The 17292-nt window shown below is 55.4% G+C and carries 16 protein-coding genes; 9 read left to right on the forward strand and 7 right to left on the reverse strand.

Annotation, left to right across the window (positions count from 1 at the left end):
• Positions 1 to 21: 21 nt before the first annotated feature.
• Positions 22 to 2508, reverse strand: a complete 2487-nt coding sequence (locus HED22_RS04800) for a plasma-membrane proton-efflux P-type ATPase (RefSeq protein ID WP_254869777.1) — start codon at positions 2506 to 2508, stop codon at positions 22 to 24.
• Positions 2509 to 2636: 128 nt separating this feature from the next.
• Between HED22_RS04800 and HED22_RS04805 the strand changes: the two genes are divergently transcribed.
• Positions 2637 to 3290: a GntR family transcriptional regulator gene (locus HED22_RS04805; RefSeq protein WP_167719700.1), complete on the forward strand. Its 654-nt coding sequence runs from the start codon at positions 2637 to 2639 to the stop codon at positions 3288 to 3290.
• A 546-nt stretch (positions 3291 to 3836) separates the two neighbouring features.
• Here the strand turns inward: HED22_RS04805 and HED22_RS04810 are convergent.
• Together HED22_RS04810 and HED22_RS04815 are read right to left on the reverse strand one after the other, a co-directional pair.
• A complete protein-coding gene (locus tag HED22_RS04810; RefSeq protein ID WP_167719702.1) occupies positions 3837 to 4406 on the reverse strand; it encodes a CHAP domain-containing protein in 570 nt (189 codons plus the stop codon).
• A 59-nt stretch (positions 4407 to 4465) separates the two neighbouring features.
• A complete protein-coding gene (locus tag HED22_RS04815; RefSeq protein WP_254869778.1) occupies positions 4466 to 5761 on the reverse strand; it encodes an MFS transporter in 1296 nt (431 codons plus the stop codon).
• A 258-nt stretch (positions 5762 to 6019) separates the two neighbouring features.
• On the opposite strand from HED22_RS04815, the gene HED22_RS04820 reads away from it, so the two are divergent.
• Complete coding sequence (locus tag HED22_RS04820; protein ID WP_167719704.1) at positions 6020 to 8371, forward strand: alpha/beta fold hydrolase; 2352 nt, start codon at positions 6020 to 6022, stop codon at positions 8369 to 8371.
• Between the two features lie 14 nt (positions 8372 to 8385).
• Here HED22_RS04820 and HED22_RS04825 read toward each other — a convergent pair whose 3' ends face one another.
• A complete protein-coding gene (locus HED22_RS04825; RefSeq protein WP_167719706.1) occupies positions 8386 to 8724 on the reverse strand; it encodes a hypothetical protein in 339 nt (112 codons plus the stop codon).
• Between the two features lie 135 nt (positions 8725 to 8859).
• Between HED22_RS04825 and HED22_RS04830 the strand changes: the two genes are divergently transcribed.
• Both HED22_RS04830 and HED22_RS04835 read left to right on the forward strand, forming a co-directional pair.
• On the forward strand, positions 8860 to 9480 hold the full coding sequence (locus HED22_RS04830) for a GntR family transcriptional regulator (RefSeq protein WP_167719708.1): 621 nt from the start codon (positions 8860 to 8862) through the stop codon (positions 9478 to 9480).
• 18 nt (positions 9481 to 9498) lie between these two features.
• On the forward strand, positions 9499 to 9960 hold the full coding sequence (locus HED22_RS04835; protein ID WP_167719710.1) for an OsmC family protein: 462 nt from the start codon (positions 9499 to 9501) through the stop codon (positions 9958 to 9960).
• A 21-nt stretch (positions 9961 to 9981) separates the two neighbouring features.
• Here HED22_RS04835 and HED22_RS04840 read toward each other — a convergent pair whose 3' ends face one another.
• Positions 9982 to 10776: a class I SAM-dependent methyltransferase gene (locus HED22_RS04840; RefSeq protein WP_167719712.1), complete on the reverse strand. Its 795-nt coding sequence runs from the start codon at positions 10774 to 10776 to the stop codon at positions 9982 to 9984.
• Positions 10777 to 10951: 175 nt separating this feature from the next.
• Between HED22_RS04840 and HED22_RS04845 the strand changes: the two genes are divergently transcribed.
• The 5 genes from HED22_RS04845 to eutC all read left to right on the forward strand — a co-directional run bounded on the left by HED22_RS04845 (position 10952) and on the right by eutC (position 16294).
• Positions 10952 to 12082: an ABC transporter substrate-binding protein gene (locus HED22_RS04845; protein ID WP_167719715.1), complete on the forward strand. Its 1131-nt coding sequence runs from the start codon at positions 10952 to 10954 to the stop codon at positions 12080 to 12082.
• Positions 12082 to 13143, forward strand: coding sequence for an iron ABC transporter permease (locus HED22_RS04850; RefSeq protein ID WP_167719717.1), 1062 nt, complete (start codon positions 12082 to 12084; stop codon positions 13141 to 13143). The genes HED22_RS04845 and HED22_RS04850 overlap by 1 nt, the downstream gene beginning before the upstream one ends.
• Complete coding sequence (locus HED22_RS04855) at positions 13137 to 13961, forward strand: ABC transporter ATP-binding protein (RefSeq protein WP_167719719.1); 825 nt, start codon at positions 13137 to 13139, stop codon at positions 13959 to 13961. Before HED22_RS04850 ends, HED22_RS04855 begins: the two co-directional genes overlap by 7 nt.
• 168 nt (positions 13962 to 14129) lie before the next feature.
• Entirely contained in the window at positions 14130 to 15521 is a 1392-nt protein-coding gene (locus HED22_RS04860) for an ethanolamine ammonia-lyase subunit EutB (RefSeq protein WP_167719721.1), read from the forward strand.
• Positions 15521 to 16294, forward strand: coding sequence for an ethanolamine ammonia-lyase subunit EutC (gene eutC / locus HED22_RS04865; RefSeq protein WP_167719723.1), 774 nt, complete (start codon positions 15521 to 15523; stop codon positions 16292 to 16294). Before HED22_RS04860 ends, eutC begins: the two co-directional genes overlap by 1 nt.
• A gap of 30 nt (positions 16295 to 16324) precedes the next feature.
• Here the strand turns inward: eutC and HED22_RS04870 are convergent, their stop codons facing one another.
• Positions 16325 to 16609, reverse strand: a complete 285-nt coding sequence (locus HED22_RS04870) for a YciI family protein (RefSeq protein ID WP_167719725.1) — start codon at positions 16607 to 16609, stop codon at positions 16325 to 16327.
• Between the two features lie 94 nt (positions 16610 to 16703).
• Positions 16704 to 17138, reverse strand: a complete 435-nt coding sequence (locus HED22_RS04875; RefSeq protein WP_167719727.1) for a rubrerythrin family protein — start codon at positions 17136 to 17138, stop codon at positions 16704 to 16706.
• Positions 17139 to 17292 lie beyond the last annotated feature (154 nt).

Below are 17292 nucleotides of genomic sequence, written 5' to 3' on the forward strand. Positions count from 1 at the left end.
TGTTTTGAGGGCTTTCACACCTTAATGGCCGCGATGCAATGATCCCTCGACACGTGCCAGATGGCTATGATGGCTGTGATGTCGATGGGTCAAAAGCCGAAAGACCCAGACCTTGATCAGGCCCGCTACGACAAACCAGCAAAGGGCATAGCCCCAGACCACCAGCGCGTGATACCAGCCAATCGGCGGCACGAACCAGCCATAAACCGCTGCCAGCGTCCCGATAACCTGGGTAACCTCGGTTGCCAGAAACAGTTTTATGTTCGGATAGGGTTTTTGCCAGAAGAACCCCTTGTGGCGGGTGAGATAGATCGTCAGGTGGCCTGCGACCAGAAGCTTGAGGAACACAAGCGTCTGAACCTCTTCAGGTGACAGGTGCAACCAGATTTCAGAAACCCATAGCAAGGTGAATGATGAAACCACGCCGATCGCGCCTAAAAGCGATGCCATGGTCAATGTATTGCCCATGTTCCACCGCACCGGATCGTCGGCAACATCGGCATTGTCATAGGCGATCATCATGATCGGGAAATCATTCAGCAAGGCCAGCAACACGATCATCACCGCCGTCACCGGGTAGAAATCAAACACAAGGATCGAAATCGTCATGAACAGCAAAACCCGGATCGTCTCTGATATCCGGAAGGTTGCGTAACTGCCCATGCGTTCAAAAATGCGCCGCGATTCTTCAATCGCACTGGTGATCACGGAAATACCTGGTGCGGTCAGCACAAGATCCGCCGCCGCGCGCGCCGCATCTGTCGAGTTTGAAACCGCGATCCCGATATCGGCCTGTTTAAGCGCCGGCGCGTCATTCACACCGTCGCCGGTCATGCCAACAATATGACCGCGATCCTGAAACTGTCGGACAATCGCATATTTATGTTCGGGGAAGACCCGGGCAAAACCGTCTGCCTGTTCCATCATGACCGGATCGCGTGCCAGATTGTTGCGATCAAACACCGCGTCAGCAGGCAGGATATTCTGGCCCAACCCAAGTTCGCTGGCGACTTCGCGACCAATCGCCTCGTGATCGCCGGTGATCATGCGGATATCAACGCCTTTGCTGCGCAGCTCGGCAATCGTTGATGCCGCATCTTCGCGGGGCGGATCAAATAGCGGCAACAGGCCAAGAAACTGCCAATTCCCGTCCGCATCCGTGCTTGCCACGCCAAGGGCACGGTATCCGTGCTCTGCCATGGTTTTGATCGCGTCCATCACCGGGCGATAGGCTGCGACACTTTCGATATCAGATGCCTCATCTTCGCACAGCAGGGCCAAAACCGCCTGCGGCGCCCCCTTGGCCACCAAGATGGTCTTTCCGCCATGGCTTACTTCGGCCTCCGCACGTTTGCGGACCGGATCAAACTGCCGAAACGTGGTGACGTCAAAACCATCCAGCTTTGCCGGATCGCCAAGGGTTGTGAAAACAGCGCTGTCGATAGGGTCGTGACTGTCGGCTTCTGACGCCAGTGCAGCAGCACGGATCAATTCATCTTCATCTGCGGCATCAATCAAAACCGGTTTTCCGACCGTCAGATGATTTTGCGTCAATGTGCCGGTCTTGTCCGAACACAGGATATCCATCCCGGCCAGTTCCTCGATCGAGACAAGCCTTGAAACGATGGCTTTCATGCGCGCCAGTTTCTCGGCCCCGACCGCAAGCGTCACCGAAAGAACCGCAGGCAAAGCCACCGGAATAGCCGCGACGGCCAAGATCAATGCAAACAACAAGGTTTCCATCAACGGATCACCGCGATGCAGGGCGACGGTCATGATCAGCGCGATCAGCCCCAGCGTAATCAGGATCAGGAAGTTACCGATGCGCAGCACTGCACGCTGAAAATGTGATTGTTTGCCAGCATTTTTGACCAGACTTGCCGTCCGACCAAGGTAGGTTGCCATGCCGGTCGCGGTCACCATGGCCGTCATTTGCCCCTGACGGGCCACCGCACCAGAAAAGACCTCGTCCCCGATTTTCATATCAATCGCCAGCGACTCACCGGTAAGCGCGGACTGGTCAACACGCAGATAATCACCTGCCAACAGTTTTGCATCGGCGGGTATGATATCACCAAGCTTGATGCGAATAATGTCACCCGGCACCAGTTCAAGGGCCGGAAGATCAGACCACGCGCCATCGCGCAAAACCCGTGCATCCGGGGCAAGGCGCTGTTTAAGAGCGGCAATGGCATTGTCCGCCTTGAATTCCTGCCAGAAGCCGACACCGGCATTGAGCATCAGCATCACCATGATGATTGCAAAGTCTGACCAATGCTGCACCACGGCTGACAGGATCGCAGCAACCTCAATCATCCACGGGATCGGACCCCAGAAGAATGACAAAAGCTTTTTAAGCGGGCTGGTCTGATCATCGCGGAGGCGATTTTCACCAAACTGCTCGGTCCGGCGCTTTGCTTCGTCCTGTGCAAGACCAACTTCTGGATCTGTACGAAGCAATGACGGGTCAATTTCGGGAAAATCACGTTTGGCAGTTTGGTCCAGCATGATGGTACCCTCCGAGCCTCTTTTGGCGATATCGGAAACTCCAATACTTCTAGATTATATTGCAGCGCACAACATTGTTGCACATCAAACTGATCGACAAATCAATTGTCACAAATTATCTATAAAACATGAAAAAAAGCAGCACAGACACCACGGTGGCGGGCCGTATCACTCGCGCCTTGGCAGAGCGGATTATTTCCGGTGAATTCGAACCGGGCATGAAACTGCGTCAGGACCATTTCGCCGAGGAATTCGGCGCCAGTCACGTCCCGGTCCGCGAGGCTTTCCGCCGCCTGGAAGCACAAGGTCTTGCTGTGAGTGAACCGCGCCGCGGGGTCAGGGTCGCAAGCTTTGACATTGCCGAAGTGCGTGAAGTGGCAGAAATGCGCGCATCTCTTGAGGTCCTAGCCCTTCGCCACGCCGCCCCCAATCTGACACCCGATATTCTTGACGCAGCAGAGGCGCATAACCGCGACGGCGAAAACGCCGCCGACGTCCAGGCATGGGAACAAGCCAACAAGGCGTTTCACCGTGTGATCCTTGAACCCTGTGGAATGCCACGCTTGCTTTCTGCGATTGACGATCTGCATGCCGCAAGTGCGCGTTTTCTGTTTTCGGGTTTTCGTATGGAATGGGAAGCCCCGACCGATCAGGACCACCGTGCCATCCTTGCGGCACTGCGCAGCAATCAGATTGATGTCGCCGCTGCCACCCTTGCCCGGCACGTCAAATGGATCGGCAACAAATCCGGCAAGGTCGGGCGTCCTCAAACGCAGAACTAAGTCCACCTGTCTCAATCCCCCTGATCAGACACCCCGATTGCGGCTTCAGTTAGCCAGGCAAACCCGATTCAGGTGGAATCGAGGCCTGAGTACGTGCTCAGGCGACCACAGCATGGCGAATTTTCTTATTTTATAGATAATTTTTATCCATTTAAAACAATGATTTAGAAAGAAACCCTCAAAAAATTGACCTTATCCGCGCTTGAAGGTTCATTTTGGCGTTGATTCCAACGCCAGATCGCGGCGTAATTGATATAGAAAACGTTATTTTATAGATAATATTGAATTCAAGCTGCGCGAAGAAGGATTGGGACCACACATCTGCGGCGTAAAAGTCGCATAGAAATGCACATCGGTAATCGCACCGCGCAATGATGCTGTCCCTGTCAAAGATCTTCCAGCCACGCTTGTCGGGTTCAACCCCCGAACCCGTGCCGCCCGCACGGGTTTAATTGGCGAAGCTCTCTATCCGTGGGGGCTTCGCCATTTTTCTTTTGGGATATTGGAAGGATGTTTGGCGCCGCTTCGGACACCTTAAGCGGTGGCTTAGTTCGCCTCGGCGGTTTCGCGGGGCTGATAAATAAAGCCGTGCGCCGGATACACGCTGCCAAAGCTTCCCAGCGTGTTCATCATCCGCACTTGCGACCAATCATTGTTGGGCGAGACATCCACGACCGGCTGGCGGTAATGCACCTTGCCGCGTGTGCGTGAATCGCTGCCCCAATTGGCATGGTTCACAAGGATCTTGCGATCATCAAGGATGGCTGACACCACCGCAACATGGCCCAGTTTCAGACGCGATGTCTTGCGCAGGGCAAGAACAGCCCCGACTTGCGGGCGGTTGCCACGCTGGAAGTTTTTCTGACCGGCCTGTCCCCACCAAGTCCAGGCATCACCATAGATCTGAATCCCGGAGACTTCGCGGGCATAGGGCACGCATTGCAGGAACTTGTTGGTCGGGGCGAAATTATTCAGGGGAGAGGTCGGGATTTTGACGCTGGCAAGCGACTGGACGGTATCACTTGGCATCGGGCCACTTGGGCGACTTGCGGTATTGCCCGTGCTAAAGCAGGCCGAAAGCAGCAAACACAGTCCGACAATACCAAGCAAACGCATCTGGAAATCCCCATCTTCTCACGATGGATCACCATAGGATGGCGGGCCTTAATAATCCTTTACCGCAACGCACCCGGACGTGGCAGCGCGCCGATGCGATAAAGCCGCCAAAGCCCGACACAGGCGGCACACAGAATCAAAACGCCCGACCCACGCGCTGTATATTGAATGTCACCAGCCTCGGAAATTGCGCCAAGCAACGTCCCGCCAAGCGCCATACCGCCAAAGCTGGTCGCACTCCAGAAACTCATCACCCGACCGCGCAGACGGTTATCGACGGTCAGTTGCAAGGCTGTCTGCGATCCCACACCAACAAGGGTCAAACCGCCGCCCGTAAGAGCCACCAGAACAACCGCCAGCTCATACCACGGCGCAAATCCAAGTCCGGTCATGCCAATGGCCGCGGCAAATGCACCCACAATGGTCACCCGTTGATAGGCAAGGGCTTCCGATGAAATGCGCGACAGGATAAATGTCGATGTCACTGCCCCGATCCCGGCACTCGATGCCAGCATGCCAAGTCCGGTAACCCCCCGGCCATAGACTGCCTCGGCAAAAACCGGCATCAGCTCGACCATGCCGGTTCCGACCAGCGAGACAAAGCAGGACAGTGCAAGGACGGACCGGATCATCCGGTGGTTCAGTGCATAGCTTGCCCCGTCAACAAGAGACGTCCAGATGCGCCGACTTTTGGCATCGGGTGCGCGTTCCATATGAATGGTCACGACCGAGATGACGAACACCATCGGCAGATAGCTGATCGCATTGATCATAAACGCAGCCCCGGTGCCCCAGGTGGCAATCACCACCCCACCCACAGCAGGCCCGACGAGCCGCGAAATATTGAAATTCATCGCCGCATAAGCCACCGCGCGGTTCATGAAAGCGCGCGGAACAATCACCGGCACCAGTGACAGGCGAATGGGCGTCATCGCACTACCAAGAATCCCCATCGAACCTGCCAGCACCACCATCCAGGGCAGGGTCATCATGTCAGCATAGGAAAGCCCCATCAGAAGGAAAGACACACCCGCCTGCCCAAGATTAAGCAGCATGGCTGTCCGCCGCAAATCGACCCGATCAGCCATTACCCCGAAAATCGGCCCAAGGAAGAAGGCTGGCGCGAAGTTAAGAGCGGCAATCACCCCGGTCCAGAAGGCCGATCCGGTCAGCGACCAAGCCAGCCATGACATGGCAATTTTCTGAATCCACAATCCTTGTGTCGTGATGCATTGCCCGACAAGAAACAGCAGGAAGTTGCGATCCGCAAAGATCGATTTTTGTGCTCCATCCTGTTCAGAGACAGCAGCAGAATCAGACTTTTTTTGATCCGGGTCCGGGGCAGGAACGGGCAAAAGGCCTCCAATCAAAGGGTGGCGATACGTTGATGGTCAAGTTGATGAGGGCGCGGCGCTTAAGGCCGGGGCGGCGAATAGGTCAGGGATTATACGAAAGACAGACCCTACTGGCATCAAATCTTGGTAAATCGAAGTCGGCACGCCTTCCAAAACCGGGAATTGCAACACATATCTATCTTAATCGAAACGTTATAAGAAACTGATAAAACGTTCCAAGAAACCAACGCCTTATCGCACGCAGGGATATTGCCGCACATGGTTCAGACATTCCGCGATATCGAACGCGAAAAATTCGCCATCAATCCCAAGACCTGCGAATGGACCGTTCGCGCGATGATGGCGTTGCGCGCCAATATCGACATCAACATCAAGATGCACGGCCCACGCGACCACCTGTCGCAGGGCGACATCTTCATGTTCAACCATTTCGCCCGATTTGAAACCTTTATCCCGCAATTCCTGATCGCGCTTGAAACCGGTGTTTATTGCCGGTCCATCGCGTCGGGCGAGTTCTTTGCCCAGGACAATACCTTCTCGCGTTATCTCCGCGCCCTTGGCGGGGTGCCCAACGATTATCAACGCCTGTTGCCATTTCTGGCCGAGGAAGTTCTGCGCGGCGGCAAGGTTGTCGTCTTTCCCGAAGGCGGTATGGTCAAGGATCGTCGGGTTCTGACAGATGTGCGACCGCATCCCAAACGCCCCGATTACAGCATCTATTCCAGATCGGCTGACACAAGACGCGCCCATCATACCGGGGCGGCGTTGCTTGGACTTTGCATTGATGGTTTCAAAATCGGTCTATCGGCCCTGATTGATAAGGGCAAAACTGATGAACTCAGCCGTTGGGCGGACCTTCTGGAACGCAGTGAAGATGATCTGCGCCAAACCCTTGCCAAGCCGACCCTGATGTTTCCGGCCAACATCACCTTCCATCCGCTCCGCGTTGATCAGAACCTGCTGGCGCGGGCAGCCGACATGTTTAGCGGCGGGCTCAGCCCCAAAATGGCCGAGGAAATGATCATCGAAGGCAACCTGATGTTCAAGAAGACCGACATGGACATCCGATTGGGAAATCCAGTCAATCCACGCGATCAGTTCAATTGGCTGGATCGTCGGCTGCTTGCCAAACGGGTCGAACAGGCCGAAAGCGTTGATGACCTTTTTAAACCGGCCAAGACCATTGAGAAAATCACTGAACGCGTCCCGCAATTTGCCATCACCCGCCATATCAGACCGCTTCGCGACCATTGCATGTCGGTGATGTATTCCAACCTGACGATCAATGTCAGCCATCTGGCATCACGCCTGATCATGATGTGGCTTGATGATGGCGTAACGGAAATTGATATCAGCCACTTTGACAAAACACTTTATCTGGCAATCAAGAACATCCAGCAGGCCGAAAACGTCCATCTGCATCGCGGCATGCGTAATCCGGCGGACTATGTCGGCATTTTTGAGCTCAATTGCCCGCAAATCCGCTTCTTTATCGACAGTGCGGTTCAGCTTGGCCTGATTGAACGGCGTGATCAGAAATACTGCTTCCTGCCAAAACTGCAGGCCGAAGCCGGGTTTGACCAAATCCGCATGGATAACCCGATCATGGTCTATGCCAACGAAATGGCCCCGATCCATGCCGCTTGGCAGGCGCTTGAACGTGCGCGGATCGAGGTTGATCATCTAAGCCCAACCGACATCGCCCATCGCCGCTTTGATGATGAAATTCTGGCCTGGCAGTGGAACCACACCAAGTTCCAGAAGCCAAAATATGATGCGATCAACAGCCAGGAAACCGCCACCGCCGACAGCCGCCCCTATCTGTTGCTGCCCAATGGGCAGACGCACTTTGCCTGCGGTGTGTTGCTGGTACATGGCTTTTTGGCATCACCGGCAGAATTGCGTGAACTGGGCGAAAAGTTTGCTGCCATGGGTCATGCGGTAATGGGGGTCCGACTTGCCGGGCACGGCACATCACCCCACGAACTGCAAAAGCGCAAATGGACTGACTGGCTGGCGTCTGTGCGACGGGGCTATGAAATTCTCAGTCCGTTTTGCGATCAGGTGATCATTGTCGGGTTTTCAACCGGCGGGGCCCTGTCGGCGATTCAGGCTGCTGATAAACCAGAGAAACTGCGCGCCCTTGTCCTTGCGGGCACGCCGCTTAAATTCCGCAATCGCAACCTGATGTTCGTGCCACTGCTATATGGGGCGAACAAACTGATGGGATGGATGCCCTCGGCACAGGAACTGCTCAGTTTCAGACCCAACGAGTCGGAACATCCCGACATCAATTATCGCAACATCCCGATTGGTGGCCTGCATCAGCTGCGCCAAACCGTCGCCGAGATGCAACGACGCCTGCCCGACCTCGATTGCCCGACCCTAATCCTGCAGGGCGATCACGACAAGGTTGTCGATCCGGCCAGTGCGACCATGATCCGGCGTTTGGCAACAAATGCCACCGAGATAGATGTCCAGATGCTGAAGTCCGACCGCCACGGTATCGTCAACGAAGACATTGACGGGGCACATGACCGGATAATCGAGTTTGTGCAAAGCCACTGTAACCGGCAAGAGGCAGACGCAAAATCCATCCCGGCCGAATAGACCCAGCACGTCAGCTAGCCAGGCACGGCAGGGATAGTTTGCCGCAAATCGGGCTGGTCATGGATGAAGGTCAACTGAATGGTGCCAGCCAATTCGGCGTCAGGGTCATCGCTATCAGCTGGTTCAAACCCATTTGGCATTTCGACCATTAAGCCACTTTCCGTCAATGTCTGGCGAAACTCGGAACATTTTCCGGCACTGATCACAAAGCGGATGGTGGTCATTTTATTTGAATAGAATTGGCTGTCTTCGACCCAGCCGTGGGCCGCGCTGATGGCTTTTTGCACCAGCTCCATCACCTGATGGCGGTCTTGGCGGGTAATTGCTTGAAAACTGATTGGGCGTGGGCGCATCGGAAGCCCCCTTTGCAGCAATTGTCAGCGTATTATGTCACCTTGGCAGTTTATGCCTGCCAAACCGCATCAGCAAGAAGGATCGCAAGCCTGACTGTGCTTGACATGGATCGGGCTCTTACGTAGTTTGGATCCATGGATCCAAACATAATTACCCAATCCCTTCGGGACGAGATTGAGGCCGGTGTATTGCAACCCGGCACTGTCCTTAAACAGGAAGAGCTTGCAGCCAGGTTTGGCGTCAGCCGCCAGCCTATTCGTCATGCCCTTGAACGCCTGCGCGAATCTGGATTGCTTGAAAAGCGCCCGGACAGGAGCCTTGCGGTCACTGGCCTTCGCGCCAATGACGTACGCGAACTTTGTCAGATTCGTATTTCGCTGGAAGTCACGGCATTGCAGCTTTCAGCGCCGAACCTGTCGCCAAGTGCCTTGCGCAAGGCACGCAGAATCAACGAAGACCTTTTTGAGGAAGAAGACCCGGAGATTCTGGCCGAGCTCGACCGCGATTTTCACACGATCCTGTATGGTGCTTCGGGCAACGCACGTTTGCTGGCGATGATTGAAAGCCTGCGCGGCGAGGCCAAGCGGGCTTATGCCTTGCAACCCAAGGGATCAATCCCCCGAACTGCATTTTACGGCGAACACAACCAGATTCTGGATGCGCTGGTTGCGGGTGATGTTAAAGCCGCCTGCGACATTCTTGGCAACCATATCGGCGTCACCGCCGGAACACTGATCCCGATTGATCAACCCTGAAAACCTGAAAGCCCCACCATGAGCAGCTTTGGCGCAGAAGTCATCTGGACCCGCAAGGAAACCGAAATTTTCACCGATCGCCGCTATTGCCGCGGGCATGTCTGGCGTTTTGATGGCGGCGCCGAAGTCGCGGCATCGTCATCACCGCATATTGTGCCATTGCCCTATTCGCTTGAGGAAAATGTCGATCCGGAAGAAGCTTTTGTCGCCGCCCTTTCAAGCTGCCACATGCTGTTTTTCCTGCATTTCGCATCTGACGCCGGCCTGCTGATTGATCATTATTCTGATGCCGCCATCGGAGAAATGAAAACCGTGGATGGCAAGACCATGATCACCAAAGTGACGCTGCGGCCCAAAGTCACCTATGGCGGCGACGGACCCGACGTGTCGCTTGAGGATGAACTGCATCATCGCGCCCATGAAGCTTGTTTTTTGGCCAATTCGGTCAAGACCGAAGTCCTGACCGAACCGGTTCGCTAAAACACAATCGGTGTGACCAGTCTATGCTTGCAACGTTTTTTGCGCGCAGATGGCATAGCGGTGCTGTGCCCCGCGCTCGAGCCCCTTGGCGAAGCTGATATGTTTTTTCTGAGCGCTGTGAATCTGTTTCAGATCGAAATCCACCGCAATCGGATCAAACCCGGTTTTTGCCAGCATGGCTTTGACGTCTTCGGCCCGTGCCCCGTTTGAAAAATGCACGCGCGCCAGAATGTCATGGTGGGTCTGCATATGCGCAACCGGCGCGACCGGTTTGCGTAAACCCAAGGTTTCAAGGAAACCTGTCATCGCCTTGTTGAATTTCGTCGCCCAGGTCGGGGAGACGAAATCACCATCGACCACCAGAAGCTTTCCACCGGGTTTGAGCACCCGGAACCATTCCGCAAAGGCAGCCGCCGGATCAACCAGCGTCCAGACCAAATGGCGCGTGACGATCACGTCATAGCTGTCATCGTCCTCGAGGGTACGCTCGGCATCGCCTAACAAAAACCGGATGTTGGATTCGCGTTTCTTTGATTTGGCGCGCGCCTTTTCAAGCATGACCTCGGACCAGTCCATGCCGGTTACGTCAAATCCAAGATCATGCATCAGGTGGCTGATCACGCCGGTGCCACTTGCCAGATCAAGCGCCTTGCGCCCATTGCCCTTGCCAAAATGACGTTCAAACAGCGCATGCCACGCGCTGCGTTCAGTCTCTGAAAAGATTTCATGGCCGGGCTGTTCATCAAAGGTGGCAGCACGCATCGACCAGTATTCCTTGATCTCTTCGCGCAGGTTGTAGTTGCTGGCCTGATTCATGGTTTGATGCTCTCTCGGCAAAACGGCGGTTTTCTGGTGATTTTTTAACATCACAACGGAATTTGCACATCTTCCAAAAACGAATGATTTGCATTTTCATTGCGAAACATATTGATTTTCATTCTCAATAACTGATAAATCGCTCCTCAGGCAATCCTAATCTGAGGGAACGGGAATGAAATTTTTGGGTGCATTTGCTGCTTTGACAATGCTGGTCGCAGGGACCGCGCAGGCAGCAGACTCTGTCACGATAACCGACGTTACGGGACGTGAAGTCACAGTCGAAGTGCCAGTTGAACACGTTATTCTGGGCGAAGGCCGCCTCGTCTATGGTCTGGCGACGCTTGACAGCGAAGATCCGTTCAAACGCGTCGTTGGCTGGCGAGATGATCTCAAAAAAGCTGATCCGCAGGGTTACGGCCTTTATGCCGCAAAGTATCCGCGCATTGACGATATTCCGACCTTTGGCGGTATTAAAGACGGCACCTTTAACATCGAACAGGCCATTTCGCTGAATCCGGACGTCGTCATTATGAACCTTGAAGCCAAGGGTGCGACCGAAGAAGGCGGATTTGACGAAAAACTCGCCGCTGTTGGCATTCCGCTGGTCTATATCGACTTCCGCGAAGCGCCGATCAAAAACACCGAAACAAGCATGAAAATCCTTGGAAAATTGACGGACAAGGAAGATCGCGCGGCGGAATTCATCAAGTTCCGTGCCGACCATATCAATGAGGTTGAAAAACGCCTCAGCGAAGCGAACCCGGAACAACCGAAGGTCTTTATCGAGCGCGCAGCAGGCTATTCCGAGGAATGCTGCATGTCGTTTGGTAATGAAAACTTCGGCAAAATGGTCGAGATGGCCGGCGGCGTAAACATTGCCGCATCAATCATTCCGGGCACATTTGGCACCATCAATCCTGAACAGGTGATTGCATCGAACCCCGACCAATTCGTTGGTACCGGTGGCGATTGGGAAGCCTATGCACCTGGCATGGGTTGGGTACCGGTTGGACCGGGTGCTGATATGGTCGAGGCCAAACGCAAGCTCGACGGTCTCATGGATCGCCCTGCCTTCACGGGTATTAACGCCACCAAAAACGGCAACATTCATGTGGTCTGGCACCAGTTCTATAACAGCCCGTATCAGTTTGTCGTGATCGAACAGATGGCGAAATGGTTCCACCCGGACCTATTTGCAGATATCGATCCGGAGGCAACCTTCAAAGAGCTTCATGATCGCTTCCTGCCGCTTGATTACAAGCCAGGCTATTTCATCTCAAGCAGTGACGCTGTTACGAACTGATGACGACCAATCAGATCAGCATTGAGACCGGGAGCGTGCATTACAAGGCACGCTCCCTGCGTCGTTTTTTGCTCCTGCTCGCAATGAGCGGGGCATTGTTCATTTCGTTTGCCATCGATCTGGCCACAGGACCTGCGAACTATCCGTTGTCAGATGTGATTGCGACCTTGCTTGATCCTTCGTCGGCGACCGATCAGTTGCGCGTGGTGATCTGGGATATCCGCATGCCCGTCGCACTGATGGCGCTTACCGTGGGGGCGGCCCTGTCGACGGCTGGTGCGCAGATGCAAACCATCCTTGCCAACCCGCTGGCCAGCCCGTTTACGCTAGGCATTTCGGCAGCGGCCGGGTTTGGCGCGGCACTGGCGCTGGTGCTTGGTGTTGCCTTGCTGCCGGCTTTCGTGGATTTCATCATTCCGCTTAATGCCTTCATCATGGCGATGGGCACGGCCCTGATCATTCATTTCTTCAGCCGGATGCGCGGCGTGACGGTTGAAACCATCGTGCTTCTGGGCATTGCACTGGTCTTTACCTTCAACGCGCTTCTTGCATTGCTGCAGTATCTGGCAAGTGAACAGGCACTGGCCGCGGTCGTTTTCTGGACCATGGGAAGCCTTGTTAAGGCAACCTGGACCAAGGTTGCGGTCACCGCACTTGCGGTTGTGATCGCCATTCCGCTGTTTGTCCGACAGGCTTGGGCATTAACCGCGCTGCGTCTGGGCGATGCCAAGGCCGAAAGTTTCGGGGTCAATGTACAGGGCCTTCGTTTGCGGACCATGCTGATTGTCAGTCTTTTGGCCGCCATTCCGGTCTCGTTTGTCGGCACCATCGGCTTTATCGGGCTGGTCGGGCCGCATATTGCCCGCATGCTGGTCGGTGAAGATCAACGCTTCTTCCTGCCGGCATCAATCCTGTGTGGTGCCCTTATCCTGTCAGCAACCTCGGTATTGTCGAAACTGCTGATCCCGGGGGCGATCCTGCCGATTGGGGTGATTACCGCCCTTGTCGGTGTGCCCTTCTTCTTCTCGCTGATCTTCGCAAGTCGGAGGAAATCATGGTAACGCTGCGTCTTGAAGATATCGGAACCCGCTATGGCAAGGTGCAGGTGGTTTCAGGTGTGACCACCCCGACCATCCAGCCGGGCACCGTAACCGCGGTCATTGGCCCGAACGCCGCTGGCAAATCAAGCCTGTTTCGCCGGGTTGCCGGACTTGCGCAGGGTGATGGTGTTGTAGACCTCGGGTCGCACCGCAAGGAACGCAACACGATCTGCTATATGCCCCAGGATACCGGTTCGACGGCGGTTCTGTCGGTTTATGAGTCGATCATTCTGTCTGCCAAGCAGGGATCAAGCCTGCGCGTGCGTGGGGATGAACTGGCGCGCATTGACGACATTCTGGCCGCCTTGCGGATTTCAGAACTGGCCGGTCGTAATCTGGGCGAGCTCAGCGGCGGACAACGCCAACTGGTTGCGATTGCCCAGACGCTGGTGCGCGATCCCAAAATCCTTCTGATGGACGAACCGACCTCGGCACTTGATCTGCATCGCCAGATGGAAGTCCTGTCCTTTATGCGCGATATCGCCAAGGGGCAGAACATCATCGTTCTGATCGCCATTCACGATCTGAACCATGCCCTGCAATATTGCGACCAGGCTATGGCCATTCGCGATGGCAGAATGGTGGCTTTTGGCCCGTGTTCGGATGTCATCGACAGCGATCTACTGCGTGATGTCTATCAGGTCGATGGCCATGTGGAACTGAATTCACTTGGTCATCCGCATATCGTCCTGAGTGGCCCCAGCGATGAAACCAACAGTCGGCACAATACGGCCATTGGCCGCAAGACCCTGACGGAGGTCGCACTGGCTGCACAATGAAAAGGCGCGCCTTTACTTGTGATTAAAAACTTTGCATTTGAGGCATTTTCTGCTTCCATGGGCAAATGATGATCATGCATCGCAACAGCGTCATGTTTGGCGCTGTTTTCCTTTATGGACAGGGACAAAAATCCTGGGCGATGTCTTTCATGCTTCAGGAGGCAGAACTTGCAGAACGGCGCGCCATTCAGTTTTGAACGCTTTACCTTTCCCGACCTGAAAACCCTGTTGGCAAAGGCAAGCCCGCTGCGGGCTGGTGATCTGCTGGCCGGGCTTGCAGCAAGTTCCGATGAAGAACGGGTGGCTGCGCGCTTTGCACTGGCTGAGGTGCCGCTTAAGCGGTTTCTGAGCGAGGCACTGGTTCCCTATGAGGATGACGACGTCACCCGCATGATCATCGATGATCATGATGCCGATGCCTTTGAACCGGTTTCCTCGATGACCGTCGGTGATTTCCGCAACTGGCTTCTGACCGATGACGCCACGCCCGAGGCGCTTAAGCATCTGGCACCCGGCCTGACGCCGGAAATGGTCGCCGCCGTATCAAAACTGATGCGCAATCAGGACCTGATTGCGGTTGCCAAGAAATGCCACGTGGTCACGGCCTTTCGCAATACCATCGGCCTGCCCGGCCATCTTGCCGTCCGCCTGCAACCCAACCATCCAACCGATGATCCTGCCGGTGTGGCGGCATCGATCCTTGATGGGCTGATGCATGGCAGCGGGGATGCGGTAATTGGCATCAACCCGGCCACCGACAGCCCCGAAGCCATGATCGAGCTTCTTAAACTGATCGACGAGGTCCGCGAACGGATCGATATCCCGACCCAGTCATGTGTGCTTGCCCATGTCACGACGGCGATTGATGTGATGGCGCGCGATGCGCCGGTTGATCTGGTGTTCCAATCGATTGCCGGTACGCAAAAGGCCAATGAAAGCTTTGGCATCACCCAAGCGATGCTGGCCGAGGCCGAAGACGCCGCCAAGGGTCTTAAGCGCGGCACGGTCGGCAACAATGTCATGTATTTCGAAACCGGACAGGGGGCGGCGCTTTCGGCCGATGCCCACGAAGGCATTGATCAGCAAACGGTTGAGACCCGCGCCTATGCGGTGGCACGCAAATACTCGCCACTTCTGGTCAATACGGTGGTCGGCTTTATCGGCCCGGAATATCTGTTCGATGGCAAACAGATCACACGGGCCGGTCTGGAGGACCATTTCTGTGGCAAGTTGCTTGGCGTGCCGATGGGATGTGATGTTTGCTACACCAACCATGCCGAGGCCGATCAGGATGACATGGACAACCTGCTAACCCTTCTGGGTGTTGCAAGGTGCAACTTTGTCATCGGCGTGCCCGGGGCCGATGACATCATGCTCAATTACCAAAGTACCAGTTTCCATGATGCGATGTATCTGCGCTCCGTGCTGGGTCTGCAACCAGCACCGGAATTTGCCGCATGGCTGCGCAAGATGGAAATCCTCGATCAGAACGGTCGCACACGCCCGCAGCTTGACGGGCAGGCGGCCCAGAACCTTCTGGCTTGGTCGGGGGCGGCGTGATGAGCAATCTGACCAACAAGAAAATCCCAAGCGGCCTTGATCCGTGGAACACACTGCGCGCGCATACCGATGCCCGTATCGGCCTTGGCCGGGTGGGTGACGGATTGCCGACTGAACGGCTGCTGGAATTCCAGATGGCCCATGCCCGGGCACGAGATTCGGTCCATATGGCCTTTGAACCCGGCACCGTGCGCGCCGGGCTTGATGGGGTGGATCAACCCATCCTTGATGTCCATTCTGCCGCATCAGATCGCCCGACCTATCTGCAACGGCCCGACCTTGGCCGGTTGCTGGACGCAGACTCCGTGACCACCCTTGGCAAGCATGCCGGGTGTTATGACGTTGCCTTCATTCTGGCCGATGGCCTGTCGGCCCGTGCCACCCACGACCATGCGGCCAAGACCCTGAAGCTGATCCTTGATCACCTTGGCGAAAGCTGGTCGGTGGCGCCGATCACGTTGGCGACCCAGTCACGCGTCGGACTGGGCGATGAAATCGGTGCAGAATTGGGTGCCAAACTGACCGTCATGCTGATCGGCGAACGCCCGGGATTGTCGAGTGCGGACTCACTGGGCTGCTATCTGACGTGGGGGCCAAAGCGCGGGCGGTCAAACGCGGATCGTAACTGCGTATCAAACATCCGGCCCGCAGGGCTAACCCCAGAAAAGGCTGCGAAAAAGATCGCCTATCTGATGATCGAATCGCGCAAGATGGGCCTTTCTGGTGTGGCGCTTAAAGACAATTCATCCAATCCGGAATTGATCGAAGGCTGAGGATCAGAGCGCAACTAGCAACATACGCGCCTAGACCTTAAGTGCCTCAAGCCCATCTGCAACCATCACCGGATCAAACTCGGTGATGTGGTAATCGGCCAGATCATGCTGATGGAACGGATCGCGGGTCAGTTCATCTTCAAGCGCAGCCCGATCCCCCTTGGCCAAGATAACACCGCCATCGCGCGGAATCTTGCGCCCGGATGCCAGGAACATGCCCTTGGCGTAGGCCTGCTTTAACCATGCGATATGGCCTTCGATATGGGCATCAACCTGCTCCAGCGGGACCTTGTAGCTCAGCGAGACAACATACATTTCGGTATTCCTGACATCTTCTTGGGGTTTGATCGCTTCACAGTCAGAAATTCTGACCCCGATCACAATTCACGTTTTGGCGATCAGACGACTGTTACGAACGATCCGTATCGCTGCCCATCCGGGCAAGAAGATGCCCGATCCGCTCTGCGTGGGCGGCCTCGACGCGCGCAAGGCTTTCAAACCACGCTGCAACATCTTCAAGTCCCTCTTCACGGGCGATGCGGGCCATTTCGGGATAGGCCGTTTCGGCCTCTTGCTTTTCGTGCGCGATGGCAGCTTGCAGATTAAGACGCGTCGTCCCCAGTTCCCTGCCAGTCAGCGGGTCACCGACCGCTTCAAGAAATTCCAGATGGCCAAACGCATGGCCGGTTTCTGCTTCGGCCGCAGTTCGAAAAAGTTCAGCTGCCTCGGTGTGGCCTTCAATGTCGGCCTGCTGGGCAAAGTAAAGATAACGACGATTGGTCTGTGCCTCGGCGGCGAAGGCCGCGCGCAGATTTTCCTCGGTACGTGTTCCCTTGAGCGCCATGTGCGCTGATCCTTGTTATTGTTCGCCCTCTACAGCGTGCTTGTATGGGCAAAAGTCGCAAAAAATAAGGCGGCAGAACCACTTGGTTCTGCCGCCCTTTATTTGTTGTGAAATCCACCGTCGTCAAGCAGAGCAGGGGCAATTGCACTGATCA

This window comes from Thalassospira sp. HF15, from assembly GCF_011806525.1.
In the GTDB taxonomy this organism is placed as follows: domain Bacteria; phylum Pseudomonadota; class Alphaproteobacteria; order Rhodospirillales; family Thalassospiraceae; genus Thalassospira.